At 57.7% G+C, this 25,381-nt stretch carries 18 protein-coding genes; 9 read left to right on the forward strand and 9 right to left on the reverse strand.

The features are described from left to right. Positions 1–2: 2 nt before the first annotated feature. The 8 genes from fkpB to ACCW71_RS11405 all read left to right on the forward strand — a co-directional run bounded on the left by fkpB (position 3) and on the right by ACCW71_RS11405 (position 11,369). Positions 3–473: an FKBP-type peptidyl-prolyl cis-trans isomerase gene (gene fkpB, locus ACCW71_RS11370; protein ID WP_436371378.1), complete on the forward strand. Its 471-nt coding sequence runs from the start codon at positions 3–5 to the stop codon at positions 471–473. Beyond that, the gene (gene ispH / locus ACCW71_RS11375) at positions 454–1,407 is read left to right on the forward strand and encodes a 4-hydroxy-3-methylbut-2-enyl diphosphate reductase (RefSeq protein WP_436371650.1); all 954 of its coding nucleotides are present in this window, start codon (positions 454–456) and stop codon (positions 1,405–1,407) included. Before fkpB ends, ispH begins: the two co-directional genes overlap by 20 nt. Positions 1,408–1,628: 221 nt before the next feature. After that, entirely contained in the window at positions 1,629–2,444 is an 816-nt protein-coding gene (gene dapB, locus ACCW71_RS11380) for a 4-hydroxy-tetrahydrodipicolinate reductase (RefSeq protein ID WP_436371380.1), read from the forward strand. A 469-nt stretch (positions 2,445–2,913) separates the two neighbouring features. Continuing rightward, a complete protein-coding gene (carA, locus tag ACCW71_RS11385) occupies positions 2,914–4,062 on the forward strand; it encodes a glutamine-hydrolyzing carbamoyl-phosphate synthase small subunit (RefSeq protein WP_436371382.1) in 1,149 nt (382 codons plus the stop codon). Positions 4,063–4,075: 13 nt separating this feature from the next. After that, positions 4,076–7,303: a carbamoyl-phosphate synthase large subunit gene (gene carB, locus ACCW71_RS11390; protein ID WP_436371384.1), complete on the forward strand. Its 3,228-nt coding sequence runs from the start codon at positions 4,076–4,078 to the stop codon at positions 7,301–7,303. Between the two features lie 236 nt (positions 7,304–7,539). Further along, entirely contained in the window at positions 7,540–8,673 is a 1,134-nt protein-coding gene (locus ACCW71_RS11395; protein WP_436371651.1) for a porin, read from the forward strand. A 233-nt stretch (positions 8,674–8,906) separates the two neighbouring features. Continuing rightward, a complete protein-coding gene (folA, locus tag ACCW71_RS11400; RefSeq protein ID WP_436371385.1) occupies positions 8,907–9,389 on the forward strand; it encodes a type 3 dihydrofolate reductase in 483 nt (160 codons plus the stop codon). A gap of 96 nt (positions 9,390–9,485) precedes the next feature. After that, positions 9,486–11,369 carry a PhoX family protein gene (locus ACCW71_RS11405; RefSeq protein ID WP_436371387.1) on the forward strand — a complete coding sequence of 628 codons (1,884 nt, stop codon included), beginning with the start codon at positions 9,486–9,488 and terminating at the stop codon, positions 11,367–11,369. Between the two features lie 37 nt (positions 11,370–11,406). On the opposite strand, the gene apaH is transcribed toward ACCW71_RS11405, so the two are convergent. The 6 genes from apaH to lptD are packed head-to-tail and all read right to left on the reverse strand — an operon-like array spanning position 11,407 to position 18,212. Beyond that, positions 11,407–12,264, reverse strand: coding sequence for a bis(5'-nucleosyl)-tetraphosphatase (symmetrical) ApaH (apaH, locus tag ACCW71_RS11410; protein ID WP_436371389.1), 858 nt, complete (start codon positions 12,262–12,264; stop codon positions 11,407–11,409). 54 nt (positions 12,265–12,318) lie between these two features. After that, complete coding sequence (gene apaG, locus ACCW71_RS11415) at positions 12,319–12,696, reverse strand: Co2+/Mg2+ efflux protein ApaG (protein ID WP_436371391.1); 378 nt, start codon at positions 12,694–12,696, stop codon at positions 12,319–12,321. 3 nt (positions 12,697–12,699) lie between these two features. Continuing rightward, a complete protein-coding gene (gene rsmA, locus ACCW71_RS11420) occupies positions 12,700–13,521 on the reverse strand; it encodes a 16S rRNA (adenine(1518)-N(6)/adenine(1519)-N(6))-dimethyltransferase RsmA (protein WP_436371393.1) in 822 nt (273 codons plus the stop codon). Beyond that, positions 13,514–14,506, reverse strand: coding sequence for a 4-hydroxythreonine-4-phosphate dehydrogenase PdxA (gene pdxA / locus ACCW71_RS11425; RefSeq protein ID WP_436371395.1), 993 nt, complete (start codon positions 14,504–14,506; stop codon positions 13,514–13,516). The genes rsmA and pdxA overlap by 8 nt, the downstream gene beginning before the upstream one ends. Next, positions 14,496–15,791 carry a peptidylprolyl isomerase SurA gene (gene surA, locus ACCW71_RS11430; RefSeq protein WP_436371397.1) on the reverse strand — a complete coding sequence of 432 codons (1,296 nt, stop codon included), beginning with the start codon at positions 15,789–15,791 and terminating at the stop codon, positions 14,496–14,498. The genes pdxA and surA overlap by 11 nt, the downstream gene beginning before the upstream one ends. Before the next feature lie 54 nt (positions 15,792–15,845). Beyond that, positions 15,846–18,212, reverse strand: a complete 2,367-nt coding sequence (gene lptD / locus ACCW71_RS11435; protein WP_436371399.1) for an LPS assembly protein LptD — start codon at positions 18,210–18,212, stop codon at positions 15,846–15,848. A gap of 182 nt (positions 18,213–18,394) precedes the next feature. On the opposite strand from lptD, the gene djlA reads away from it, so the two are divergent. Continuing rightward, the gene (gene djlA, locus ACCW71_RS11440; RefSeq protein ID WP_436371401.1) at positions 18,395–19,207 is read left to right on the forward strand and encodes a co-chaperone DjlA; all 813 of its coding nucleotides are present in this window, start codon (positions 18,395–18,397) and stop codon (positions 19,205–19,207) included. A 57-nt stretch (positions 19,208–19,264) separates the two neighbouring features. On the opposite strand, the gene rluA is transcribed toward djlA, so the two are convergent. The 3 genes from rluA to polB form a co-directional block, all read right to left on the reverse strand. After that, positions 19,265–19,918, reverse strand: coding sequence for a bifunctional tRNA pseudouridine(32) synthase/23S rRNA pseudouridine(746) synthase RluA (gene rluA / locus ACCW71_RS11445; RefSeq protein ID WP_436371403.1), 654 nt, complete (start codon positions 19,916–19,918; stop codon positions 19,265–19,267). A gap of 39 nt (positions 19,919–19,957) precedes the next feature. Next, positions 19,958–22,864 (reverse strand): RNA polymerase-associated protein RapA, encoded by a 2,907-nt coding sequence (gene rapA, locus ACCW71_RS11450; RefSeq protein ID WP_436371405.1) that lies wholly within the window; start codon positions 22,862–22,864, stop codon positions 19,958–19,960. Positions 22,865–23,016: 152 nt separating this feature from the next. After that, positions 23,017–25,377 (reverse strand): DNA polymerase II, encoded by a 2,361-nt coding sequence (polB, locus tag ACCW71_RS11455; protein WP_436371653.1) that lies wholly within the window; start codon positions 25,375–25,377, stop codon positions 23,017–23,019. Between the last annotated feature and the right edge of the window lie 4 nt (positions 25,378–25,381).

Here is a 25,381-nt window from a genome sequence, read left to right on the forward strand (position 1 = left end):
TAATGACTGAGTCCGTACAGCGCGACAGCGCGGTGTTGGTGCATTTTACGCTGAAGCTGGAAGATGGCTCGACGGCGGAATCGACCCGTGCAAACGGCAAGCCTGCGCTGTTCCGTCTCGGTGATGGCAGCCTCTCTGCGGCTCTGGAGCAGGCGCTGCTGGGACTGAAAGCCGGCGAGACCAGACAGTTTACGCTGGCACCGGAAGAGGCCTTTGGCGGCGTCAGCCCGGATCTGATCCAGTATTTCTCGCGGCGCGATTTTATCGACGCAGGCGAACCTGAAGTGGGTGCGATCATGCTGTTCAGCGGCATGGGCGGCAGTGAAATGCCAGGGGTGATCCGTGAGGTCTCCGGTGACTCTATCACCGTTGATTTCAACCATCCGCTGGCAGGTCATCGCATTCAGTTTGACGTAGAGGTGCTGGAGATTGATCCGGCGCTGGAGGCGAATGATGCAAATCCTGTTAGCTAATCCACGCGGATTCTGCGCTGGCGTTGATCGGGCGATCAGCATTGTTGAACGGGCGCTGGAGATGTATGGCGCACCGATCTACGTCCGTCACGAAGTGGTGCATAACCGTTACGTGGTGAACAGCCTGCGCGAGCGCGGCGCTATTTTTATTGAGCAGATCAGTGAAGTGCCGGATAACGCCATCCTGATCTTCTCGGCGCACGGCGTCTCTCAGGCGGTGCGGGCAGAAGCCAAATCGCGCAACCTGACCATGCTGTTTGATGCCACCTGTCCGCTGGTCACTAAAGTGCATATGGAAGTGGCGCGTGCCAGCCGTAAAGGGGTCGAAGCGATTCTGATTGGTCACGCCGGTCACCCGGAAGTGGAAGGCACCATGGGGCAGTACAACAACCCCAATGGCGGCATGTACCTGGTTGAATCACCGGAAGATGTGTTTAAGCTGACGGTTAAAGATGAAAACAATCTGAGCTTTATGACGCAGACCACGCTGTCGGTGGATGACACCTCCGACATCATTGATGCCCTGCGTCAGCGGTTTCCAGCGATTATCGGGCCGCGTAAAGATGACATCTGCTACGCCACTACCAACCGTCAGGAAGCGGTCCGCACGCTGGCACAGGATGCGGATGTGGTGCTGGTGGTCGGGTCGAAAAACTCCTCTAACTCTAACCGTCTGGCCGAGCTGGCACAGCGCGCCGGTAAGCTGGCGAAGCTGATCGACTCGGCGGATGATATTCAGGAAGAGTGGGTGAAAGGCGTGGCCTGTATCGGCGTCACCGCCGGTGCGTCCGCCCCCGATATTCTGGTGCAGCAGGTGATCCAGCGGCTGCGTGAGCTGGGCGGTGAAGCAGCGATTGAGCTGATTGGCCGTGAAGAGAATATCGTGTTTGAAGTGCCGAAAGAGCTGCGCGTCGAAGTGCGCAACGTGCAGTAATCTATCGTCATGAAGAAGAAAAGGCCGACTCTGTTCGGCCTTTTTTGTTTTTCAGGCCGGGCTCAAACGTCGTTTTCAGCGGCGGTAATTGCTTTTACTGATAATCGCCGACGGCTGGCATAAAATTCTTATTATCCCTGATTAATAGTGGCGTGACTGTTAACTCGTGGTTAACCTGATGACGCTTTGGATGCATAGTTTTCTCTTAGGAATGAATAAATATGAACAATATCCGCATTGCCATTGTGGGCGCGCCGGGCCGTATGGGCCGCAACCTGATTCAGGCAGCGCAGCAGGCGGAAGGGATCGCGCTGGGGGCCGCGCTGGCGCGTCCGGGCTCATCGCTGATCGGCAGTGACGCCGGTGAGTTAGCCGGTATCGGTAAGAGTGGCATCCTCATCGCTGACGATCTGCGCGCGGTGATCGATGACTTTGATGTGCTGATCGACTTTACCCGCCCGGAAGGCACGCTGGAGTATATGGCGATCTGCCGTGAGCACCGGAAGGCGATGGTGATCGGCACCACCGGTTTTGATGAAGCAGGCAAAGCGGCAATCCGCGCGGCCGCGGAGGATATTGCCATTGTGTTCGCCGCCAACTTCAGCGTCGGAGTCAACCTGGTGCTGAAGCTGCTGGAGCAGGCCGCCAGGGTGATGGGTGAGTACGCCGATATTGAGATTGTGGAAGCGCACCATCGCCACAAAGTGGATGCCCCTTCAGGCACCGCGCTGGCGATGGGCGAAGCGATTGCCGGGGCGATGCAGTGGAAACTGGATGAGCATGCGGTCTACAGCCGTGAAGGGCACACCGGTGAACGTCAGCCGCAGACCATCGGTTTTGCCACCGTTCGTGCCGGCGACATTGTTGGTGAGCATACGGCGATGTTTGCCGATATTGGCGAGCGGGTTGAGATAACCCACAAGGCTTCCAGCCGCATGACATTTGCAAATGGCGCGGTTAAGGCGGCATTCTGGTTGAAAGATAAGAAATCTGGCCTGTTTGATATGCGTGACGTGCTGGATCTGTCGATGTTGTGAGTGCTGTAAACCATCGTGATGTGGTTATTTCAATCGGTAACACCTTGATTGAGAAAGGGCAATGTTTTCATTGCCCTTAATTTTATCCTTAAAATAAGACTTTGACGAAATTAGTTGGCTAAACTGCTTTTTGTCATGCTTTTCTCTGTTTTTGTTTCCTGAATTCATCGAATTTTGACCATCTGGTCAAAAATAATTGTCCGGCGATGGCTCTGTCGCTTTTTAAAGGTCTGGCAAACGATTATTCGGCCCTGTTTTCCTCTCTTTTTGCCGCTTATACCCCTATTATCACTCAGAAGGCAGATAATGGTGAAAAAAATCCGGCTCAGGGTAGACAAGTACCAGGTCGATCATTAGAATGCGCGCAATTTGCCAAAAATCGACAATTCAGGCGGTTTTTGCATTGATTCAGGCGTCTATTTTGAATTAATATGCAGATATTGTGACTGTTTATTCCCTGGAGGATGTTTTGATTAAGTCAGCGCTCTTGGTTCTGGAAGACGGAACCCAATTCCACGGTCGGGCCATCGGGGCAACAGGGTCGGCAGTGGGGGAAGTCGTTTTCAACACCTCAATGACCGGTTATCAAGAAATCCTCACTGATCCTTCCTATTCCCGCCAAATCGTCACTCTCACTTATCCCCATATCGGCAATGTCGGTGCCAACGCCGCCGACGAAGAATCCAGTCAGATTCATGCGCAGGGCCTGGTTATCCGTGACCTGCCGCTGATTGCCAGTAACTTCCGCAGTGAAGAGGGCTTATCCGCTTACCTGCAACGCAACAACATTGTCGCGATTGCCGATATTGATACCCGTAAGCTGACGCGCCTGCTGCGTGAGAAAGGGGCGCAGAATGGCTGCATTATCGCCGGCGATAACCCGGACGCCGCGCTGGCGCTGCAAAAAGCGCAGGCGTTCCCTGGGCTGAAAGGGATGGATCTGGCGAAAGAGGTCTGCACCGCCGAGCGCTACAGCTGGCAGCAGGGCAGCTGGACGCTGGATAAGGGACTGCCAGAGCAGGCCGCCGCGGAGGCGCTGCCTTACCATGTGGTCGCTTACGATTACGGTGCCAAGCGCAATATCCTGCGGATGCTGGTCGATCGTGGCTGCCGCCTGACCGTCGTTCCGGCACAGACACCGGCCGAAGAGGTGCTGAAGCTTAACCCGGATGGCATCTTCCTCTCCAACGGTCCGGGCGACCCGGAGCCGTGTGACTACGCCATCAGCGCGATTCAGGCGTTCCTGAAAACCGATATTCCGCTGTTCGGTATCTGCCTCGGTCATCAGCTGCTGGCACTGGCCAGCGGCGCAAAAACCGTGAAGATGAAGCTGGGCCACCACGGCGGTAACCATCCGGTGAAAGATCTCGACAACAACCGGGTGATGATCACCGCGCAGAACCACGGTTTTGCCGTTGATGAAACCGATCTGCCGGCTAACCTGCGCGTCACCCACATTTCACTGTTTGATAAGACCGTGCAGGGGATCCATCGCACCGACAAGCCAGCCTTCAGCTTCCAGGGACACCCGGAAGCCAGCCCCGGACCGGGCGATGCTGCGCCGCTGTTTGACCACTTTATTGAATTGATTGACGCATTCCGTCTGCAAGCGAAGTAATCAGGAGCTAATCATGCCAAAACGTACAGACATAAAATCGATCCTGATTCTTGGTGCCGGTCCGATTGTGATCGGCCAGGCCTGCGAATTTGACTATTCCGGTGCGCAGGCGTGTAAAGCGCTGCGTGAAGAGGGCTACCGCGTTATCCTGGTGAACTCTAACCCGGCCACCATCATGACCGACCCGGAAATGGCCGATGCGACCTATATCGAGCCAATCCACTGGGAAGTGGTGCGCAAAATTATCGAAAAAGAGCGCCCGGACGCGGTGCTGCCAACCATGGGCGGCCAGACGGCGCTGAACTGCGCGCTGGAGCTGGAGCGTCAGGGCGTACTGGAAGAGTTTGGCGTCACCATGATTGGCGCGACCGCCGACGCGATCGACAAAGCGGAAGATCGCCGTCGCTTCGACGTGGCGATGAAGAGCATCGGGCTGGACACGGCGCGCTCAGGCATTGCCCACACCATGGAAGAAGCGCTGGCGGTGGCGGAAGATGTCGGCTTCCCCTGCATCATCCGTCCCTCCTTTACCATGGGCGGCACCGGTGGCGGCATCGCCTATAACCGCGAAGAGTTTGAAGAGATTTGCGAACGCGGTCTCGATCTCTCACCAACCAATGAGCTGCTGATTGATGAGTCGCTGATTGGCTGGAAAGAGTATGAGATGGAAGTGGTGCGCGATAAGAACGATAACTGCATCATCGTCTGCTCAATCGAAAACTTCGACGCGATGGGGATTCACACCGGTGACTCTATCACGGTAGCGCCTGCCCAGACCCTGACCGACAAAGAGTATCAGATCATGCGTAACGCCTCGCTGGCGGTACTGCGTGAGATCGGCGTCGAAACTGGCGGCTCCAACGTGCAGTTCTCGGTCAACCCGAAAGATGGCCGCCTGATTGTCATCGAGATGAACCCGCGCGTGTCGCGCTCTTCGGCGCTGGCGTCGAAAGCGACCGGCTTCCCGATTGCCAAAGTCGCAGCCAAGCTGGCGGTCGGCTTTACCCTTGACGAGCTGATGAACGACATTACCGGCGGCTTAACGCCAGCCTCGTTTGAGCCATCGATTGACTATGTTGTCACCAAGATCCCGCGTTTCAACTTTGAAAAATTTGCCGGTGCCAACGATCGCCTGACCACCCAGATGAAATCGGTCGGTGAAGTGATGGCGATTGGCCGCACGTTCCAGGAGTCGATGCAGAAAGCGCTGCGCGGCCTGGAAGTGGGCGCTAACGGCTTCGACCCGAAAGTGCACCTCGACGACCCGGAAGCGTTAACCCGCATCCGTCGTGAGCTGAAAGATGCCGGTTCAGACCGTATCTGGTACATCGCCGATGCGTTCCGCGCGGGCATGTCCGTGGATGGGGTGTTCAACCTGACCAACATCGACCGCTGGTTCCTGGTGCAGATTGAAGAGCTGGTGCGGCTGGAAGAGCAGGTGGCACGCGAAGGGGTCAACAGCCTGGATGCCACTTTCCTGCGCGCCCTGAAGCGTAAAGGCTTTGCGGATTCACGCCTGGCGACGCTGGCGGGTGTGGCCGAGAGCGAGATCCGTAAACTGCGTCAGCAGTTCGACCTGCACCCGGTCTATAAGCGCGTCGATACCTGCGCCGCAGAGTTTGCCACCGACACCGCCTATATGTACTCCACCTATGAGGAAGAGTGCGAAGCCAATCCGAGTCCCGATCGCGATAAGATCATGATCCTCGGCGGCGGCCCCAACCGTATCGGGCAGGGTATCGAGTTCGACTACTGCTGCGTTCACGCCGCACTGGCGCTGCGTGAAGATGGCTACCAGACCATTATGGTCAACTGTAACCCGGAGACCGTCTCGACCGATTACGACACCTCCGACCGCCTCTATTTCGAGCCGGTAACGCTGGAAGATGTGCTGGAAATCGTGCGCATCGAGCAGCCAAAAGGGGTGATCGTGCAGTATGGCGGTCAGACGCCGCTGAAACTGGCGCGTGCGCTGGAAGCGGCGGGTGTGCCGGTTATCGGCACCAGCCCGGACTCGATTGACCGCGCCGAAGACCGTGAACGTTTCCAGCAGGCGGTGGATCGCCTGAGCCTGAAGCAACCAGCCAACGCCACAGTGGCGACGCTGGAGCAGGCGGTTGAGAAAGCTGCTGGCCTCGGTTATCCGCTGGTGGTGCGTCCTTCCTATGTGCTGGGCGGCCGTGCGATGGAGATTGTCTACGACGAAGTCGACCTGAAGCGCTACTTCCAGACCGCGGTTTCCGTCTCCAACGACGCGCCGGTGCTGCTGGACCGTTTCCTGGATGATGCGGTCGAGGTGGACGTTGACGCGATTTGCGACGGTGAGCGGGTGCTGATTGGCGGCATCATGGAGCATATCGAACAGGCTGGCGTGCACTCCGGTGACTCCGCCTGTTCTCTGCCGGCCTACACTCTGAGTCAGGAGATTCAGAATGTGATGCGCCAGCAGGTTGAGAAGCTGGCGTTTGAGCTGAACGTTCGCGGCTTAATGAACGTGCAGTTCGCGGTCAAAGACAACGAAGTCTACCTGATTGAAGTCAACCCACGTGCGGCGCGTACCGTGCCGTTTGTCTCCAAAGCGACCGGCGTACCGCTGGCGAAAGTGGCGGCGCGGGTAATGGCAGGCAAAACGCTGGCGGAACAGGGCGTCACGAAAGAGGTGATCCCGCCTTACTACTCGGTGAAAGAGGTGGTGCTGCCGTTCAACAAGTTCCAGGGCGTTGACCCTATCCTTGGCCCGGAGATGCGCTCTACCGGTGAAGTGATGGGCGTAGGCCGTACCTTCGCTGAAGCGTTTTCTAAAGCGATGCTCGGTGCGCAGAGCAACATGAAGAAGTCAGGTCGTGCGCTGCTCTCCGTGCGTGAAGGCGACAAGAAACGTATTGTCGACCTGGCCGCGAAGTTGCAGAAGTTTGGTTTCGAACTGGATGCGACCCACGGCACCGCGGTGGTGCTGGGTGAAGCGGGCATTAATCCGCGCCTGGTCAACAAGGTGCATGAAGGGCGTCCGCACATTCAGGACCGTCTGAAGAATGGCGAATATAGCTACATCGTCAACACCACGGCGGGCCGTCAGGCGATTGAGGATTCCAAGCTGATTCGCCGCAGTGCGCTGCAATATAAAGTGCACTATGACACCACGCTGAATGGCGGCTTTGCCACCGCCATGGCGCTGAATGCGGACCCGACAGAACAGGTCATCTCGGTGCAGGAAATGCATGCGCAGATAAAGGCGAGGTAATCGTCACAACGGCTCCTGCGGGAGCCGTTTTTTTTGCCTCTGGCATGGCGATAATCTGATTTTGTTGCAACGAATTTGCATTAAAGTGACTGATTTGACTTAATTTTTTAGCTTTGAGTGCGAATAAATTCACTTCGCACGAATTTATAATTTAAACGCTTCCTGTCCCGATTTTTCGCCAGTAATATGCCTGCCGCTCATCACTGGAGCGTACCAGGACATAAATAAAAATGAAAATGCAGACTTTTTCTCTGAGTGCAGTGGCGGCACTGATGGCTATTCTTCCTTTCGCCAGCCAGGCAGAAATCACCCTGTTGAAACAGGACCCGCAGGCAGGCGATCCACTCAGCCGTCTTAACTTCGCGGTGGGTGGCAGCATCCGTCCCCAGTTCAATCACCAGACCGGTGTGAATGACAAATCTTATAAGCGTAACGGCTTTGATGGCGGCACCCGTTTCCGTTTCGGCGCAGACTACTACCTGTTTGATGACGTCAGCTGGATCAGCTACTACGAGCTGGGCGTCAATGTCCCGGCGGTCTTCAGCTGGGATAACCACTATGCGGATGGCGCGCGTAAAACTTCACGTCGTCAGCTCTATACCGGCCTGAAAAGCAAAACCTGGGGTCAGCTGACCTTTGGTCAGCAGAACAGCGTCTATTACGACACCGTGGGCGCGAAGACCGATATCTGGGATTACGATATGCTCGGTCAGGCACCGGGTAACGGCATCAACGGTGACTATGACGGCTCTTATCGTTCACGTAAGCAGCTGAAATATAAAAACACCTTTGATAACGTCGATCTCTACGCCTCCTATCTGTTCCAGGACAATGAGTATCTGCCAGGCAACGGCCTGCGCTATAAGCGTAAAGGTGGCGGCTCACTGGGTGTGGATTACCACATCACCGACGATCTGACCTGGGGCACCGCGTGGAACTACACCCGTGCCGCGATGCGCAACCCGAATAATGGCGACAGCAAAGATTACGATCAGAACATTTTCGGTACCGCGCTGAGCTGGACGCCAGACAACTGGACCCTGTCAGCCGGTGGTGGCTGGTATCAGAACTTCCTGACCACCAAACGCAAAGATGTGCATGACTACTTTGCCGATGATGCGTGGGGGATTGAATATTTTGCCGGTTACAAAATTCCGGTGGCGCAATATGGCCTGAAAGCGGTGCAGCCTTACGTAATGGGTGACCGCCTTGAGTACGCATCGGGTCGTAACTACCAGCGTATTGATAACGGTCTGGGCGTGACGCTGTTTATGGAATATGGCTTCCGGGTCGATTACGAACATGTCTTTACCTCCAGCACCGATAACCTCGGTGATATGAATCTGGTGCGTCTGCGCTACGACTTCTGATCACACTGACGGCTCCCTCGGGAGCCGTTTCTCTCTGCTCCTTACTTTGTGCCATCCTGAATCAGATTGCTGGCGAGTCGCGGCCAACAGGCGCGATTACGCGGTGAAAAACGCTGCACCGGCGTGGAAAAACGGTGTCAAAAAAGGCTTTACGCAATTAGACCTTTCGTCCTATCGACGAAAGTTTCGCCTTTACGTATGATGGCGCCAATTTTTTCCAGTGAGTGGTTAACATGATTAGTCTTATCGCCGCGATAGCAGCCGATCGCATTATTGGTATGGAGAATGCCATGCCGTGGAACCTGCCTGCGGATCTGGCCTGGTTCAGGCGTAATACGCTGAAGAAACCGGTGATTATGGGGCGGCTGACCTTTAAATCTATTGGTCGTCCTCTGCCTGGCCGCCTGAATATTGTGGTCAGCAGCCAGCCGGGCACCACCGACGGCGTCACCTGGGTGACTTCGCTGGATGAGGCGATTCAGGCCGCGGGTGATGCGGAAGAGATCATGGTGATTGGCGGTGGCCGGGTCTATGAGCAGATGCTGAAGCGTGCCGATCGTCTCTATCTGACGCACATTGATGCCGAAGTGGAAGGAGACACCCAGTTTCCTGATTACGAGCCGGATGAGTGGCAGTCAACCTTCAGCGAATTCCACGATGCTGACGAGCAGAACTCCCACAGCTACTGTTTTGAGATCCTCGATCGCCGCCGCTAACCCCTCTCCGCCTCCAGCCCGGCTGTAACCTGGCTGTCACGTAGTTTCATTAGCATTGCTTCTTTTCTGGGATCGACACAAAGGAAGCAATGAATAATGAAAACCGAATTAAGCGCGTTAAGCACTGACCGCCTGGGTGATCCACTGCGGCGCAAATTCATCGCCGGTTCCGGTGCCATCGGGCTGACCGGCTTTCTCAGCGGCGGCCTTACCCTCTCTGGCGGCGCAATGGCGCAGCAGAAGCTGGCCGGCAGTCCACTGCTCGGCTTTCAGGCGATTGCCGCCTCCACCGCCGATGAGGTTGTGGTGGCACCGGGCTACCGCGCCGAGGTGTTAATCTCCTGGGGCGATCCGCTGGTCAACGGCGCGGCCGCCTTCGATCCGCACGGGAATAACAGCGCGGAAGATCAGGAAAAGCAGTTCGGCGATAATAATGATGGTATGAGCTTCTTCGCCATTGACGATCGGCGTGGGGTAATGGCGATTAACAATGAATATGTCAACGAGCCGACCCTGTTCGCCCACGGCGGCAGCAAAGCGACCAGCCTGGAAGAGGTGAAAAAGTCACAGGCCGCGCACGGCGTCTCTATCGTGGAGGTGAAGCGGGGCGAGGACAATCGCTGGCAGGTGGTGCGTCCTTCCGACTATAACCGCCGCATTACCGCCAATACCGCGATGCGCTTTTCCGGTCCGGCGGCTGGCGATAAAGCGCTGCAAACCGCCGCCGATCCAGAGGGAATGCAGGTGCAGGGCACCTTTGGTAACTGCGCCAATGGCAAAACGCCGTGGGGCACCTATCTCACCTGCGAAGAGAACTACGACACTTACTTTGGTACTCATCAGGCGGACTTTACCCCGACTCCCCAGCAGCAGCGCTACACCCTGAATGCCGCCGAGCCGGAGCATAACTGGGCCGACTTCGATCCCCGCTTCGATATTGCGAAAAATCCCAACGAATTTAACCGCCACGGCTGGATTGTCGAAATCGATCCTTTTGATCCCCACTCGGTGCCGGTAAAGCGCACCGCGCTGGGCCGCTTCAAGCATGAGAATGCCGCCGTGACGGTGGCGAAAACCGGCCAGCTGGTGGTCTATATGGGCGACGACGAGCGCGGCGAGTATATCTATAAATATGTCTCAGACGACAAGGTGATGCCGGATGATGCCAAAGCCAATCACGGGCTGCTGGATAAGGGCACGCTCTATGTGGCGCAGTTCAACGGTGACGAGCAGGGCACGCCGTTAAAAGGCACCGGGCGCTGGCTGGCGCTGAGGTGGGGTGAAAATGGACTCACGGCGGAACAGGGGTTCAGCAGCCAGGCGGATGTCCTGATCAACGCGCGTGCTGCGGCCGATGTGGTTAATGCCACGCGGATGGACCGGCCGGAGTGGATCGCGGTTAACCCGCACGATGGCCGCGCTTACTGCACCCTGACCAACAACAACAAGCGGGGTGAGGAAGGTATGCCGGTTAACGCCGCCAATCCTCGCCCTGACAATATTTACGGTCAGATTATTCGCTGGGATGAGCAGGGCGACGCCACCGCGCTGAGGTTTGACTGGGATATTTACGCGCTGTGCGGCAACCCGATTGCCCATCCTGAAGGGATCTATCGCGGCACGCCGAATATCACCGCTGAAAATACCTTTAACAGCCCCGACGGGCTGGGGTTTGATGGGCAGGGGCGACTGTGGATCCTGACCGACGGCAAGTACAGCAATAAAAAGGATTATCAGGGGCAGGGGAATAATCAGATGCTGGTGGGAGATCCCGACAGCGGAGAGATTCGCCGCTTTATGGTGGGGCCGAAATCGTGCGAGCTGACCGGCATCACCTTTACCCCCGACTACAAAACCCTGTTCGTCAACGTGCAGCATCCGGGCGAAGCGGGCGATTCACACTTCCCCGATAACAGCCCGCGGCCCCGTTCGTCGGTGATAATGATCACCCGCGAAGATGGCGGGGTGATCGGCGCTTAAACGGGGCGGGATGCTGGCCTGTCAGCCAGTGTCCCGGTCAGAGTGCGGGCGGTGCCAGGCTTTCGGTGGAGGCCAACGCCTGTTCACGGTTCGACGGCTGCACCACGTAGCGCTGTGTTTCCCAGTGCAGCAGGGTCAGCGACCCGCCCCAGCAGCAGCCGGTGTCCAGCCCGATAATGCCCTCTGGGGTGCCTTTGCCTTCCAGCGAGGCCCAGTGACCGAAGATGATGGTATAGTCGCGCGCCACCGGCCCCTCAAGGGTAAACCAGGGTTTTAGCGGCGGAAGGGCCGACTCGGGCGAATCTTTGCAGATCATATCCAGCTGACCATTGGGGAAGCAGTAACGCATACGGGTCAGGGCGTTGGTGCTGAAACGCAGCCGGGCCAGGCCGGTCAGATCTTCACTCCAGTTATTCGGCATGTCGCCATACATCGCATCGAGGAACAGCGGATAGCTGTCGCTGGCGAGCACCGCCTCCACTTCACGCGCACACTTTTTGGCGGTCTCAATATCCCACTGCGGCGTGATACCGGCGTGACCCATCACCAGCTTTTTCTCTTCATCCACCTGCAACAGCGGCTGACGACGCAGCCAGTTGATCAGCTCATCGGCATCATCCGCTTCCAGCAGCGGCGTCAGGCGATCTTTGGGTTTGTTGCGGCTGATGCCCGCGTAGACCGCCAGCAGGTGCAAATCGTGATTACCCAGCACCAGACGCACGGAATCACCCAGCGATTTTACATAGCGCAGGACTTCAAGAGAGCCGGGGCCGCGCGCCACCAGGTCGCCGGTCAGCCACAGGGTGTCCTGCTCAGGGTTGAAATCGACCTGTTGCAGCAGTGCACGTAATTCATCGTAGCAGCCGTGAACGTCGCCAATCAGGTATGTGCTCATAAGATTTTATCCATCAGGAATGGTGCCCGACTTAACGGGCGTGAGACGTGCAAATCAATGAATATGCGTTTGAATTGCGAGGCGGAAAACCGGGATTTCGACGTGAAAGGTGTCACCCTGTTCGTCGACCATCACGTAGTGTCCCTGCATGGTGCCCATCGGGGTTTCAATCACCGCCCCGCTGGTGTACTGAAATTCATTACCGGCTGCGATATGGGGCTGCTCGCCCACCACACCTTCGCCCTGAACTTCCGTTTCACGGCCGTTACCGTTGGTAATCAGCCAGTAGCGTCCCAGTAGCTGCACGGAGGAACGGCCCAGATTGCGTATCGTGATGGTATAGGCGAAGACGTAGCGATCGTCATCCGGGGAGGATTGCGAGGCGACGTACTGGCTTTGCACATGGACGGAGACGCGGGCCGTTTCACTCATGGTTTACTCCTGCGATTTTCCCTGATGATTCGCCAGCCAGTTGGCCAGCTGACAATATTGCGCGACCGAAACGTTTTCGGCCCGCAGGGTGGAATCAATGGATAACTCTTCCAGCGCACCCGCGGCTACCATATGACTCAGGCTGTTGCGCAGCGTTTTGCGGCGCTGACCAAAAGCCTCGGTGGTAATGCGGCTCAGGATACGCACATCGCTGACCGGATGCGGCGGCTCGGCAAACGGCACCAGGCGCACCACGGCAGAGTCCACTTTCGGTGGCGGCGTAAACGAGTGCGGAGGCACTTCCAGCACCGGGATCACCTGGCAGTAGTACTGCGCCATCACGGTCAGACGGCCATAGGCTTTGCTGCCCGGACCGGCAACCAGACGGTTGACCACCTCTTTTTGCAGCATGAAGTGCATATCTTTGATCGAACCAGTATAGCTGAAAAGGTGAAACATCAGCGGCGTCGAAATATTGTAGGGCAGGTTGCCGAACACCCGCAGCGGCTGGCCTCTCTCCTGCGCCAGCGCGGCGAAGTCAAAGGTCATGGCATCCTGCTGGAAGATGGTCAGCTTCGGCCCAAGAAACGGGTGAGTTTGCAGACGCGCCGCGAGATCGCGGTCCAGTTCCACTACCGTTAAGCTATCGAGGCGCTCGCCCACCGGCTCGGTTAAGGCACCCAGGCCGGGACCGATCTCCACCAGCGCTTCGTCGCGCTGTGGATGGATGGCGGAGACAATGCTGTCGATAATGTACTGATCGTTCAGGAAGTTCTGCCCGAAACGTTTACGGGCGTAGTGCCCCTGATGGACGCGATTATTCATTACTGCTCTTGATCATAGTGATGGCGAGGTTAAGCGCCGTGATGAAGCTGCCCGCTTCAGCCTGACCCAGCCCGGCGAGTTCAAGTGCGGTGCCGTGGTCAACGGAAGTACGGATAAAGGGCAGGCCCAGGGTGATATTGACCGCCCGGCCAAACCCCTGAAATTTGAGTACCGGCAAGCCCTGGTCGTGATACATCGCCAGTACCGCATCGGCATGTTGCAGATATTTCGGCTGGAACAGCGTATCCGCTGGCAGCGGGCCGGTCAGTTTAATGCCCTGCTGACGCAGTTCATTGAGTGCCGGGATAATGGTGTCGATCTCTTCCCGCCCCATATGGCCGCTCTCGCCCGCGTGGGGATTGAGGCCACAGACATAGATATGTGGCTCGGCAATGGCGAACTTCTGCCGCAGATCGTGATGCAGAATGGTGATCACTTCATGCAGACAGTCGCGGGTCACGGCGGCGGAGACCTCTTTCAGCGGCAGATGGGTGGTCGCCAGCGCGACGCGCAGCGCTTCGGTCGCCAGCATCATCACCACCCGATGGCCGCCGGCGCGATCGGCAAAGAATTCGGTATGACCGGTAAAGGCGATACCGGCGTCGTTGATCACCCCTTTATGCACCGGACCGGTAATCAGCGCGGCAAACTCTCCGCTCAGGCAGCCGTCACAGGCGCGTGCCAGCGTCGCCAGCACATAGTCGCTGTTGGCGACACAAAGCTCGCCGGGCGTGATCGGTGCGGCCGTTTCAATCGGCAGGATCGTCAGCGACCCCGCCGGCTGTGGCTGGGCCGCCACGTCCGGCTGATAAGGGAGAAGGGTGAGAGGTAAACCCAGCTGCGCCGCACGCTGCTGCAACAGCGCAGGCGAGGCGCAGACCACCAGTTCAACCGGCCACGCCTGCTGGGCCAGCTGAACGGTGAGATCGGGACCAATCCCGGCGGGTTCGCCGGGGGTGATCACCACGCGGACATTACTGCGCATTGCCATCCAGGATCTTCACGTAGGCGCTGGCGCGCTGTTCCTGCATCCAGGTCTGCGCTTCTTCAGCAAATTTACGGTTAAACAGCATACGGTAAGCACGCTCTTTCTGGGCCGCATCGGTTTTGTCCACCTGACGGGTATCCAGCAGCTGAATCAGATGCCAGCCGAAAGAGGAGTGAACCGGCTGACTGGTCTGGCCTTTCTGCAAACGCAGCAGCGCGTCACGGAACGCCGGATCAAAGACTTCTGGTGAGGTCCAGCCCAGATCGCCGCCCTGATTCGCCGAACCCGGATCGTCAGAGAACTGTTTCGCGGCGGCGGCAAAGGTGGTTTTGCCGCTGCGGATGTCGGCTGCAATCTGCTCCAGCTGCGCCCGCGCCTGATCGTCAGTCAGGATCGGCGAGGGCTTCAGCAGAATGTGGCGTGAATGGACTTCGGTAACCGAGACATTTTTGTTCTCACCGCGCAGGTCGTTCACCTTGAGGATGTGGAAGCCCACCCCGGAACGAATCGGTCCGACGATGTCGCCTTTTTTGGCGGTCGCCAGCGCCTGAGCAAACAGCGTCGGTAACTCTTCAATTTTACCCCAGCCCATGTTGCCGCCTTTCAGCGCCTGGGAGTCTGCGGAGTAGGTCACGGCCATTTTGCCGAAGTCAGCGCCATTCTTCAGTTCGCCAACCAGCTGCTTCGCCAGGGTTTCCTGCTCATCGACCTGCTGCTGCGTCGGGTTTTCCGGCAGTGGCAGCAGGATATGGCTGACATTCAGCTCGGTACCCTGACTGTTCTGAGAACCGATCTGGGTGGCCAGCGTATCGACTTCCTGCGGCAGAATGGTCACGCGGCGACGCACTTCGTTGTTGCGCACTTCAGCGATGGTCATCTCTTTACGGATCTGAGAACGATAGACGCTGTAGTTCATGCCGTCGTAAGCCAGGCGGCTGCGCAGCTGATCGAGGCTCATGCGGTTCTGGGCGGCGATGTTCTGGATCGCCTGGTCCAGCTGCTGGTCGCTGATCTCAATACCCGCTTTTTCACCCATTTGCAGGATGATGTTATCCATGATCTGACGTTCCAGAATCTGATGGCGTAACGTTTTATCATCTGGCAACTGCTGACCTGCCTGTCGGGCCTGAGATTTGACGGTGCTCATCATGCCATCTACATCACTCTCAAGAACCACGCCGTTATTGACCACGGCTGCAACTTTATCAACCACTTGTGGTGCTGCGAACGCGGTGTTGGCACTTAACGCCACACCAAGAATCAGCATTCTCCAGTTCTTCATACTTTATCCATTGTTGGTTCCGCACTGCGGGATTGCCTGTCAAACATCACAACATCAGAAAGCGCGCTGGTAAGGAATGATGCCCTGACGCAGCATTTGGTTGGTGCCTAAGCCATAGTTGGAACTCAGACCACGCAGCTCAATGTTGAATGAGATTTGGTTGTCATATTTACTGTCGTCGTTTTCCCAGCCGTTGATCTTGCGCTCGTAACCTACGCGAATGGCATAACAGCATGAGCTGTATTGCAGGCCCACCAGCTGCGACGCCGGACGCGAGTTGCGGGTGTCGTAGTAGTATGCCCCGACCACAGACCAGGCATCGGCAATCGGCCAGCTGGCCGTGGTACCAACCTGTGAAATCCCGTTTTTATAGATGGGATTATCCACCAGCGAACTGTTGTTCAGCGCGGCGGCCACATACTCCGGGCTGCTGTAGCGGTAGCTCAGCTGCACCATACGGTCGGCATCACGACGGTATTCCAGCACCGCATTTCCCTGAGAGACGTTGTCGAGTTTGGTGTCATATTGCAGCCCACCGCGCACGCCCCAGCGATCGCTGACCTTCCAGTAAGTATCGCCCGCCCAGATCAGACTGCCGGTATCATCTTCTTCGCTGGTCTGGTTCAGACCGGTGCGAGAAGGGGTAAACGAGTAGATTTGACCTACAGAAACGTTAAAACGTTCAACCAGATCGTTATCATAAATACGCGAGGTGACGCCGGTGGCCACTTCGTTGGCAGACGCGATGCGATCCAGGCCGCTATAGGTGCGATCGCGGAACAGGCCGGTGTAGTCGGTTTGCAGCAGGGTGGAGTCGTACGGATAGATATTGCTCTGGTTGCGATACGGGATATAGAGGTACTGCACCCGCGGCTCCAGCGTCTGGGTGTAGCCCGCCGCCGAGTCCATATCGCGGTCAAACACCATCCGGCCATCCACTTTAAACTGCGGCAGCGTACGGTTGACCGACTCTTTCAGCTGGTTGTTGCGGTTGGTGTCGATGTTGTTGTTGTAGTACTCAACATCATCCTGCTGATAGTGGGTCGCCAGCAGCTTCGCTTCGGTGTCCAGGCTGGCCCAGCCGTTTGACAGCGGCAGGTTCAGGGTCGGCTCGATATGCAGGCGGGTCGCTTCAGGATAGCGGTCGCTGACGTTGGTGAACTTTACCGCCTGGGCATAGATGCGGCCATCAAACGGGCCGATGTCATTCTGATAGAAGTTCAGGTCCAGCTGCGGCATCGCGCGATAGACGTTGCTGCTGCTGGTATCGCCGAACACCTGGAAATCTTTGGTGGAGAGCGTGGCGTCCCAGTTGGTGTCCGCATAGCCAATGCTGAATTTCTGCGTGGCGTAGTTGTCGGTTGAGCTGTAGTACTTCGAGTCGAGATCGTTGAAGTAGTAGCGGTCGCTGACTTTGGTGTAGTCGGCGCTGAAACGCCAGTTTTTGTCATAGACACCGGCGTGACGCCAGTAGAACAGCCAGCGATTGGAGCTGTCATCTTCGGCGATGCCGCGCACCGCTTTGTCGTTATCGTACTGTTTATCTGAGGCGAGATAGTCAAATTCCACCAGACCCGCACCCAGCGTAGTGAGGTAACGGAATTCGTTCTCCAGCTGCATGCCGCGCTTACTCATGTAGTGCGGCGTGATGGTGGCATCGGCCTGCGGCGCGATGTTCCAGTAATAGGGCAGAATGAACTCAAAGCCGTTGTTGCTGCCATATTTTGCATTGGGGATCAGGAAGCCGGAACGACGACGATCGCCAATTGGCAATTGCAGATAGGGGCTGTAGAACACCGGAACTGAACCGAGCTTAAAGCGGGCGTTCCAGATCTCCGCCACTTCCTCTTCGCGATCCTGGATCACTTCTGACCCCACCACGCTCCAGCTGTTGGAGCCAGGCAGACAGGAGGTAAAGGTGCCGTTTTCCAGAATGGTGTAACGGTTGTCACCGCGCAGCTTCATCTGATCCGCGGTGCCGCGACCCTGACGATCCACCATCTGGTACTGTCCGTTCCAGACGTTGGTGTCTTTGCTGTTGAGGTTGGACCAGGCTTTCGGACCTTTCAGGATGACCTGATTATCGTCGTAGTGCACATTACCGAGGGCATCGACGGTGCGCACTGGCGCGGTCTGGCCTTCCTGCTGACGCTGATGAAGCTGAACTTCATCCGCCTGCATGCGGCTGTTGCCCTGTTCGATATTCACATTACCGGTAAAGACCGCGTCGTTGGGGTAGTTCCCCTTGGCGGCGTCGGAGTGAATTGTGACGGGCAGCTGATTGGTATCGCCGTTCACCACCGGGCGGTTATAACTCGGCACGCCTAACATACACTGCGACATCAAATCGTCGGCAAAGGCTTGCTGGCTAATGGCTGCGCCGATCAGAGTGGCCAGCAGGGTAGGTATATGTTTTTTCATACGCGGTATCGAGAATTCCATGAAAACTGGCATCATGCCGACAATCGGGTCAGAGACTAACTTACTGCCCGGCGTTGCGCCAGTGTTAATCCTGGTCTGTCAGCGTTGACGTTAGGCGCTGAGATAAATGACAGGTATGATAATGCAATTTTCAGCCGCAAGCATGGCGAATTGAGGAGTTTATGCGCTACTGGGGAAAAGTTGTGGGTCTGGCGGTGGGATTGCTTTCCGGCGCAGGCTTCTGGGGGATTGTGATCGGTTTGATCATTGGTCATATGATTGACAAAGCACGTGGCGCGCAGGGCAGGGCTTACTTCTCAAATAATCAGACCCGACAGACGCTGTTTTTCAGCACCACCTTTCAGGTGATGGGCCATCTGACCAAGTCAAAAGGTCGCGTTACCGAAGCCGATATTCAGATTGCTTCGCTGTTTATGGAGCGGATGCAGCTGCATGGGGACTCCCGCACCGCGGCCCAGCGCGCGTTCCGCGAAGGCAAGCAGGCGGATTATCCGTTACGCAGCAAGCTGCGCGAATTTCGCAGCGCCTGTTTCGGTCGCTTCGACCTGATTCGGATGTTCCTGGAGATTCAGATTCAGGCTGCCTTTGCTGACGGCTCGCTGCATCCCAATGAGCGCCAGGTGCTCTATGTGATCGCCGAGGAGCTGGGCATTTCGCGGGTGCAGTTCGATCAGTTCCTGCGGATGATGGAAGGCGGCCAGCAGTTTGGCGGTGGTCAGCGCAGTGCAGGCGGCGGTTTCCAGCAGGCGCAGCGCGGCCCTACGCTGGACGATGCGTGCAGCGTGCTGGGCGTGAAGAGCAGTGACGACGCCACGACTATTAAGCGCGCCTACCGCAAGTTAATGAGCGAACACCATCCCGACAAGCTGGTGGCGAAAGGTCTGCCGCCAGAGATGATGGAGATGGCGAAGCAGAAAGCGCAGGAGATCCAGGCGGCGTATGATCTGATCCGCAGGGAAAAAGGCTTTAAATAATCTCCCGCCGCCGTGGCCTCCCGTCTGATAGGGGGCCAGGCGGCGCGGCCATGAAGATTAAAAATCGGCGGGCTGGCGAAAGGTCATGGCATTGCCAAAGGCGGGATGGGTAATGGTCAGCGACTCTGCATGCAGCAGCAAGCGGGAGGCCATCGCTTTGGCCTCTGGATGAGCGTAGAAGTTGTCACCCAGAATCGGATGACCCAGCGCCAGCATATGCACCCGCAGCTGATGTGAACGCCCGGTGATCGGTTTCAGCGACACCCGCGCACTGTTATCCGCCCGATACTCCAGCACCTGATACTCCGTCTGCGCCGCTTTGCCGGTTTCGAAACAGACCTTCTGCTTCGGCCGGTTTGGCCAGTCGCAAATCAGCGGCAGATCCACCAGGCCTTCCTCTTTCACCGGATGACCCCAGACGCAGGCGACGTAGGTTTTGGACGGCTCCCGCTCCCGGAACTGGCGCTTCAGCTCACGCTCTGCGGCTTTGGTCAGCGCCACCACGATCACGCCGCTGGTGGCCATATCAAGCCGGTGCACCGATTCCGCCTGCGGAAAATCACGCTGGATGCGCGTCATCACGCTATCTTTATGCTCATCCAGCCGACCCGGTACTGAGAGCAGGCCACTGGGTTTGTTCACCACCATGATGTGCGCATCCTGATAAAGAATGTGCAGCCAGGGTTCACGCGGTGGGTTGTAAGGTTCCATGGGGCTTTCCAAAAATAAGGGGCCTTGTGGCCCCTGAGCTTACTGGTGTGTGACCACTATCAGGCGCAGCGCGTCGAGACGCCAGTTCGCCTGGTCGAGACTCTCCAGCACCTGTTCACGGTTACTCTCCAGCGCCTCAACCTCATCTTCACGGATGTTCGGGTTAACCGCTTTCAGCGCGTTAAGCCGGGCGAGTTCTGCTCCCAGCTTCTCATTCGCCTCGGCCCGCGCCGCGTCAATCACCGCGCGCGCTTCGCTGACCACGCTCTCTTCACCCTGGGTCAGAATGGCGTGCACATCCTGCTGCACCGCGTTCACCAGCTTACTGGCGGTATGGCGATTGACGGCATTCAGCTGGCGGTTAAAGCTCTCAAACTCCACTTTGCCCGCCAGGTTGGTGCCGTTGCGATCCAGCAGCAGGCGAATCGGGGTCGGCGGCAGGAAGCGGGTCAGTTGCAGATGCTTCGGTGCCTGTGCTTCCACCACATAGATCAGTTCGACCAGCAGCGTCCCCACCGGCAGCGCCTTATTCTTCAGCAGCGACAGCGCACTGCTGCCGGTGTCGCCCGACAGGATGAGATCCAGCCCGTTACGGATCAGCGGGTGTTCCCAGGTAATAAACTGGGTATCCTCGCGCGACAGCGCCTGCTCACGGTTAAAGGTGATGGTGCAGCCATCTTCCGGCAGGCCGGGGAAATCGGGCACCAGCATGTGGTCGGAAGGGGTCAGCACAATCAGGTTATCGCTGCGGTCTTCCTGATTAATGCCGACAATATCAAACAGGTTGAGCGCGAAGTTTACCAGGCCGGTGTCGTTATCCTGCTCGCTGATGGCATTAGCCAGCAGCTGGGCCGCTTCACCGCCGTTGGAGTTCAGCTCCAGCAGGCGATCGCGTCCCTGTTCCAGCTGTGACTTCAGCGCGTCGTGCTGTTTACGGCAGTCGGTGATAAAGGTATCAAAGCCTTCGCTGTTTTCCGGCGCGGCCAGATAGCCAATTAACTGCGAATGGACGCTGTCGTAAATCGTCCGGCCGGTCGGGCAGGTGTGTTCAAACGCATCCAGCCCTTCGTGATACCAGCGCAGTAACACCGCCTGCGCGGTCTGCTCCAGCCACGGCACCAGAATCTGAATATCGTGCGCCTGGCCGATACGATCCAGACGCCCGATACGCTGCTCCAGCAGATCGGGGTTAAACGGCAGATCGAACATCACCAGCCGGCTGGCAAACTGGAAGTTACGGCCTTCAGAGCCGATCTCCGAGCACAACAGCACCTGCGCGCCATTCTCTTCTGAGGCAAACCAGGCGGCCGCGCGGTCACGCTCAATGATCGACAGTCCTTCATGGAACACCGCCGCGCGGATGCCTTCGCGCTCACGCAGCACCTGCTCCAGTTGCAGCGCGGTGGCAGCTTTGGCGCAGATCACCAGCACTTTCTCTTTGCGGTTGCTGGTGAGATAGCCCATCAGCCACTCGACGCGCGGATCGAAGTTCCACCAGGTGCCGCTGTCGCCTTCAAATTCCTGATAGATCTGCTCCGGGTAGAGCAGGTCACGCGCCCGCTCTTCTGCGCTTTTGCGCGCGCCCATAATGCCGGAGACTTTAATCGCGGTCTGATACTGCGCCGGCAGCGGCAGGCGGATCTGATGCAGTTCGCGTTTCGGAAAGCCTTTCACCCCGTTACGGGTGTTACGGAACAGCACGCGGCTGGTGCCGTGGCGATCCATCAGCATTGAAATCAGCTCCTGGCGCGCCTCCAGTTTGCCGTCGCGATCGCTGTTGGCGACCTGCAACAGCGGTTCGATGTCCTGCTCACCCACCAGATCGTTGATCCGGTTCATCTCTTCCTGAGAGATCGCTTTATCCGCCAGCAGCGCCGTGACCGCATCGGCGATCGGGCGGAAGTGCTGCTGCTCTTCAACAAAGGCGGCGAAGTCGTGAAAACGGTCCGGGTCGAGCAGGCGCAGACGGGCGAAGTGACTCTCCATCCCCAGCTGTTCCGGGGTGGCGGTCAGCAGCAGAACCCCGGCGGTTTTCTCCGCCAGCTGTTCGATCACCTGATATTCACGGCTTGGCTCGCCTTCTGACCAGGCCAGATGGTGCGCTTCATCGACGACCAGCAGATCCCAGTCGGCATCGGCCAGCAGCTCAAGACGCTGCTTATTGCGGCGCACGAAGTCGAGTGAACAGATAATCAGCTGCTCAGTTTCAAACGGGTTGTCGCTGTCGTGCTGCGCTTCGGTGTAGCGATCGTCATCAAACAGCGCAAAGCGCAGGTTAAAGCGGCGCAGCATTTCCACCAGCCACTGGTGCTGCAACGTCTCCGGCACCACGATCAGCACGCGGTCGGCACGTCCCGCCAGCAGCTGCTGCTGGATGATCATCCCGGCTTCAATGGTTTTCCCCAGGCCGACTTCATCGGCCAGCAGTACGCGCGGCGCATGGCGACGGCCGACATCGTGGGCGATATGCAGCTGGTGAGGGATCAGGTTGGTGCGCATCCCGCGTAAGCCGCTGATGGGCAGACGGTATTGCTCACTCTGGTATTTACGGGCGCGAAAGCGCAGGGCGAAACGATCCATCCGGTCAAGCTGGCCGGCAAACAGGCGATCCTGCGGCTTACTGAATACCAGCTTGCTGTCGAGCATCACTTCGCGCAGCATCACGTCGCTTTCATCGGTATCCAGACGGGTACCGATATAGGTCATCAGGTCATTTTCGTTGCGTACTTCATCGACGCGCATCTGCCAGCCTTCGTGACTGGTGATGGTATCACCCGGATTAAAGATGACGCGGGTAACCGGCGAATCGTTGCGGGCGTAGAGGCGGTTTTCCCCCGTGGCCGGAAACAGCAGGGTGATCATGCGGGTATCGATCGCCACCACGGTGCCCAGTCCCAGTTCACTTTCCGTATCACTAATCCAGCGCTGACCTAATGTAAAAACCATATATTTTTAGCTCGAATTTTAACGTTTTTAGAGGTGTTCCCAAAGCTCAGGCAATAGCATTACCGCCAGACAGCAAGGCCTGGATCGGGTGTAAGAGCGGTGAGTTTCAGGAAGGGCGCTATGGTACTGGATGGCAGGGCGTTCGTCACCTGTCAAAAAAGCCCCAGCTGCCCGGTAATCAGTGTAGCAAAGTCCCCTCCGACAAAGGGCAGGATCCCGTCGGCGACCGGCTGGAGCTGTCGGGTGACGTAGTGGTCATAATCGAGCGGGGTGCGGCGCGCCTCCAGTGGCTCGGGGCCTGCCGTCGCCATGACGTAACGGATGCGGCCGCCATTCTGGTACTGCAATGGCCGGTTTAATTGACGATTCTCCTCATCGGCCAGCCGGGCGGCGCGGACGTGTGGTGGCACGTTTCGTTCATATTCCTTCAGCGGACGCCGTAAACGCTTCTTATAGATCAGCAGATCGTCGAGTTCGCCCGCCAGCAGCTGCGCTACGGTCTGCCGGATGTAATCCTGCCACGGCTCACGGCGGAAAATGCGCTGGTAGAGCTGCTGCTGGAACTGTTTCGCCAGCGGCGTCCAGTCGGTGCGCACCGACTCCAGCCCCTTAAAGACCATGCGCTCACCGCCTTTGTCACGAATCAGTCCGGCGTAGCGTTTTTTGCTGCCCTGTTCCGCGCCGCGAATGGTCGGCATCAGAAACCGGCAGAAGTGGTTTTCATACTCCAGCTCCAGCGCGCTGGTCAGCCCCTGGCTCTGTTGCAGATGGTCGCGCCACCAGGCATTCACTTTCTGCACCAGCTGCTGACCAATCGCGGCGGCATCCTCTTCGCGGTGGGCGGACTTCAGCCAGACAAAGGTGGAATCGGTGTCGCCATAAATCACGTCGTAACCCTCCGCCTCAATCAGCGTCCGGGTCTGCTGCATGATGGCGTGACCGCGCAGGGTAATAGAGGAGGCGAGACGTGGATCGAAAAAGCGGCAGGCGCTGGTGCCCAGCACGCCGTAAAAGGCGTTCATAATAATCTTCAGCGCCTGCGATAGCGGCTGCTTCCCCTGTTTTTTCGCCGCTTCGCGCCCCAGCCAGATCTGTTCGACCATCGCCGGCAGACAGTGGGTATGGCGGGAGAAGCGCGCCTCGCGAAACCCTTCCACCGAATCCGCCTCGTCAGGATGGGCCAGCCCCTCCACCAGACCGACCGGGTCGATCAGGAAGGTGCGGATAATCGACGGGTAGAGGCTTTTGTAATCGAGCACCAGCACCGAGTCGTAGAGACCGGGCCGGGAGTCCATTACGTAGCCGCCGGGACTGGCTTCCGGGGCCACCTCGCCCAGATTGGGGGCGACAAAACCGGCGCGATGCATGCGCGGAATATAGAGGTGACTGAACGCCGCCACCGAACCGCCATGGCGATCGACGGCCAGGCCATTGACCGCCGCCCGTTCCAGCAGGAAAGGCATGATCGCCGTCTGGTGAAAAATGCGCGTGACCAGTTCGCAATCTTTCAGGTTATAGCGCGCCAGCGCCGGTTTATCGTTGGCAAAGCGCCAGTTGATCTCCTCCATGCGCTGCCACGGGTTATCAATCGCTTTACCTTCTCCCAGCAGCTGCTGCGACACCGACTCCAGGCTGAAAGAGGGGAAATCCCAGAAAGCCGATTTCAGCGCCTCAATGCCATCAATGATCAACCGGCCGCTGGCCTGGGCGAAAAAAACGCCTGGCTTGAAGCCATGCTCACGCCACTCCAGCACGCTCTGCTGGCGGCCAAGGCGCAGCGGGATGCCGTAGCGATCGGCATGTTTTTGCAGCACCCGCAGGTCGAACTGCACCACGTTCCAGCCGATTAAAACGTCGGGATCGTGATCGGCAAACCACTGATTCAGCGCTTCCAGCAGCTGCGGCCGGCTGTCGAGGTAGATCAGCTCAAAATCGAGCGCGCTGGCATCGCCATTGGCCGGGCCGAGCATAAAGACCTGACGCTGACCACAGCCCTCCAGCCCGATGCAGTAAAGCTCGCCATGCTGGGTAGTTTCAATATCCAGCGAGACCCATTTCAGCGGTGGGCGGTAGTCAGGATGGGGTTTCAGGCGCGCATTGATCACACTGTTGCCCTGCTGATCGCCATCAAACCAGACCGGCGCGGTGATAAAGCGCTCCATCAGGTAGCGCTCCGGCGGGCGAATATCGGCCTCATAGACCGGAATGCCCTGTTCGCGTAGCTGTTTTTCAAGGCGCTGTAGCTGCCGATTCTGCGGACAGTAGAGGCCAAAAACCGGGCGCTGGCGGAAATCTTTCAGCGCCAGCGACTGAATCCGAAACTGACGTTCATCTTTGAGTAATTCGCTGACCTGAGCCTGAAATTCCTGCGGGATAAACGCGACCGACTCCTGCACCGGCAGCACCACGCGCTGCGCCCCCTGATCGGTGGCGAGCCACAGGGTAATTTCGGTGCCTTGCGGCGTGTCGCGCCAGTGGCGGGTGAGCAGAAAACCTGCGCGGGGCATAGTCAGATAG

Origin of the sequence: Pantoea sp. C2G6, assembly GCF_051336815.1 — a bacterium.
Lineage (GTDB): Bacteria > Pseudomonadota > Gammaproteobacteria > Enterobacterales > Enterobacteriaceae > Pantoea.

What these genes read in the sequence shown, in the direction of transcription:
- fkpB (WP_436371378.1), top strand. Translation starts at nt 3, where the DNA reads ATGACTGAGTCCGTACAGCGCGACAGCGCGGTGTTGGTGCATTTTACG.
- rsmA (WP_436371393.1), bottom strand. Translation starts at nt 13,521, where the DNA reads ATGAATAATCGCGTCCATCAGGGGCACTACGCCCGTAAACGTTTCGGG.
- carB (WP_436371384.1), top strand. Translation starts at nt 4,076, where the DNA reads ATGCCAAAACGTACAGACATAAAATCGATCCTGATTCTTGGTGCCGGT.
- folA (WP_436371385.1), top strand. Translation starts at nt 8,907, where the DNA reads ATGATTAGTCTTATCGCCGCGATAGCAGCCGATCGCATTATTGGTATG.
- ispH (WP_436371650.1), top strand. Translation starts at nt 454, where the DNA reads ATGCAAATCCTGTTAGCTAATCCACGCGGATTCTGCGCTGGCGTTGAT.
- rapA (WP_436371405.1), bottom strand. Translation starts at nt 22,864, where the DNA reads ATGGTTTTTACATTAGGTCAGCGCTGGATTAGTGATACGGAAAGTGAA.
- apaG (WP_436371391.1), bottom strand. Translation starts at nt 12,696, where the DNA reads ATGAGTGAAACGGCCCGCGTCTCCGTCCATGTGCAAAGCCAGTACGTC.
- apaH (WP_436371389.1), bottom strand. Translation starts at nt 12,264, where the DNA reads ATGAGCACATACCTGATTGGCGACGTTCACGGCTGCTACGATGAATTA.
- ACCW71_RS11395 (WP_436371651.1), top strand. Translation starts at nt 7,540, where the DNA reads ATGCAGACTTTTTCTCTGAGTGCAGTGGCGGCACTGATGGCTATTCTT.
- rluA (WP_436371403.1), bottom strand. Translation starts at nt 19,918, where the DNA reads ATGGAACCTTACAACCCACCGCGTGAACCCTGGCTGCACATTCTTTAT.
- dapB (WP_436371380.1), top strand. Translation starts at nt 1,629, where the DNA reads ATGAACAATATCCGCATTGCCATTGTGGGCGCGCCGGGCCGTATGGGC.
- ACCW71_RS11405 (WP_436371387.1), top strand. Translation starts at nt 9,486, where the DNA reads ATGAAAACCGAATTAAGCGCGTTAAGCACTGACCGCCTGGGTGATCCA.
- pdxA (WP_436371395.1), bottom strand. Translation starts at nt 14,506, where the DNA reads ATGCGCAGTAATGTCCGCGTGGTGATCACCCCCGGCGAACCCGCCGGG.
- djlA (WP_436371401.1), top strand. Translation starts at nt 18,395, where the DNA reads ATGCGCTACTGGGGAAAAGTTGTGGGTCTGGCGGTGGGATTGCTTTCC.
- lptD (WP_436371399.1), bottom strand. Translation starts at nt 18,212, where the DNA reads ATGAAAAAACATATACCTACCCTGCTGGCCACTCTGATCGGCGCAGCC.
- surA (WP_436371397.1), bottom strand. Translation starts at nt 15,791, where the DNA reads ATGAAGAACTGGAGAATGCTGATTCTTGGTGTGGCGTTAAGTGCCAAC.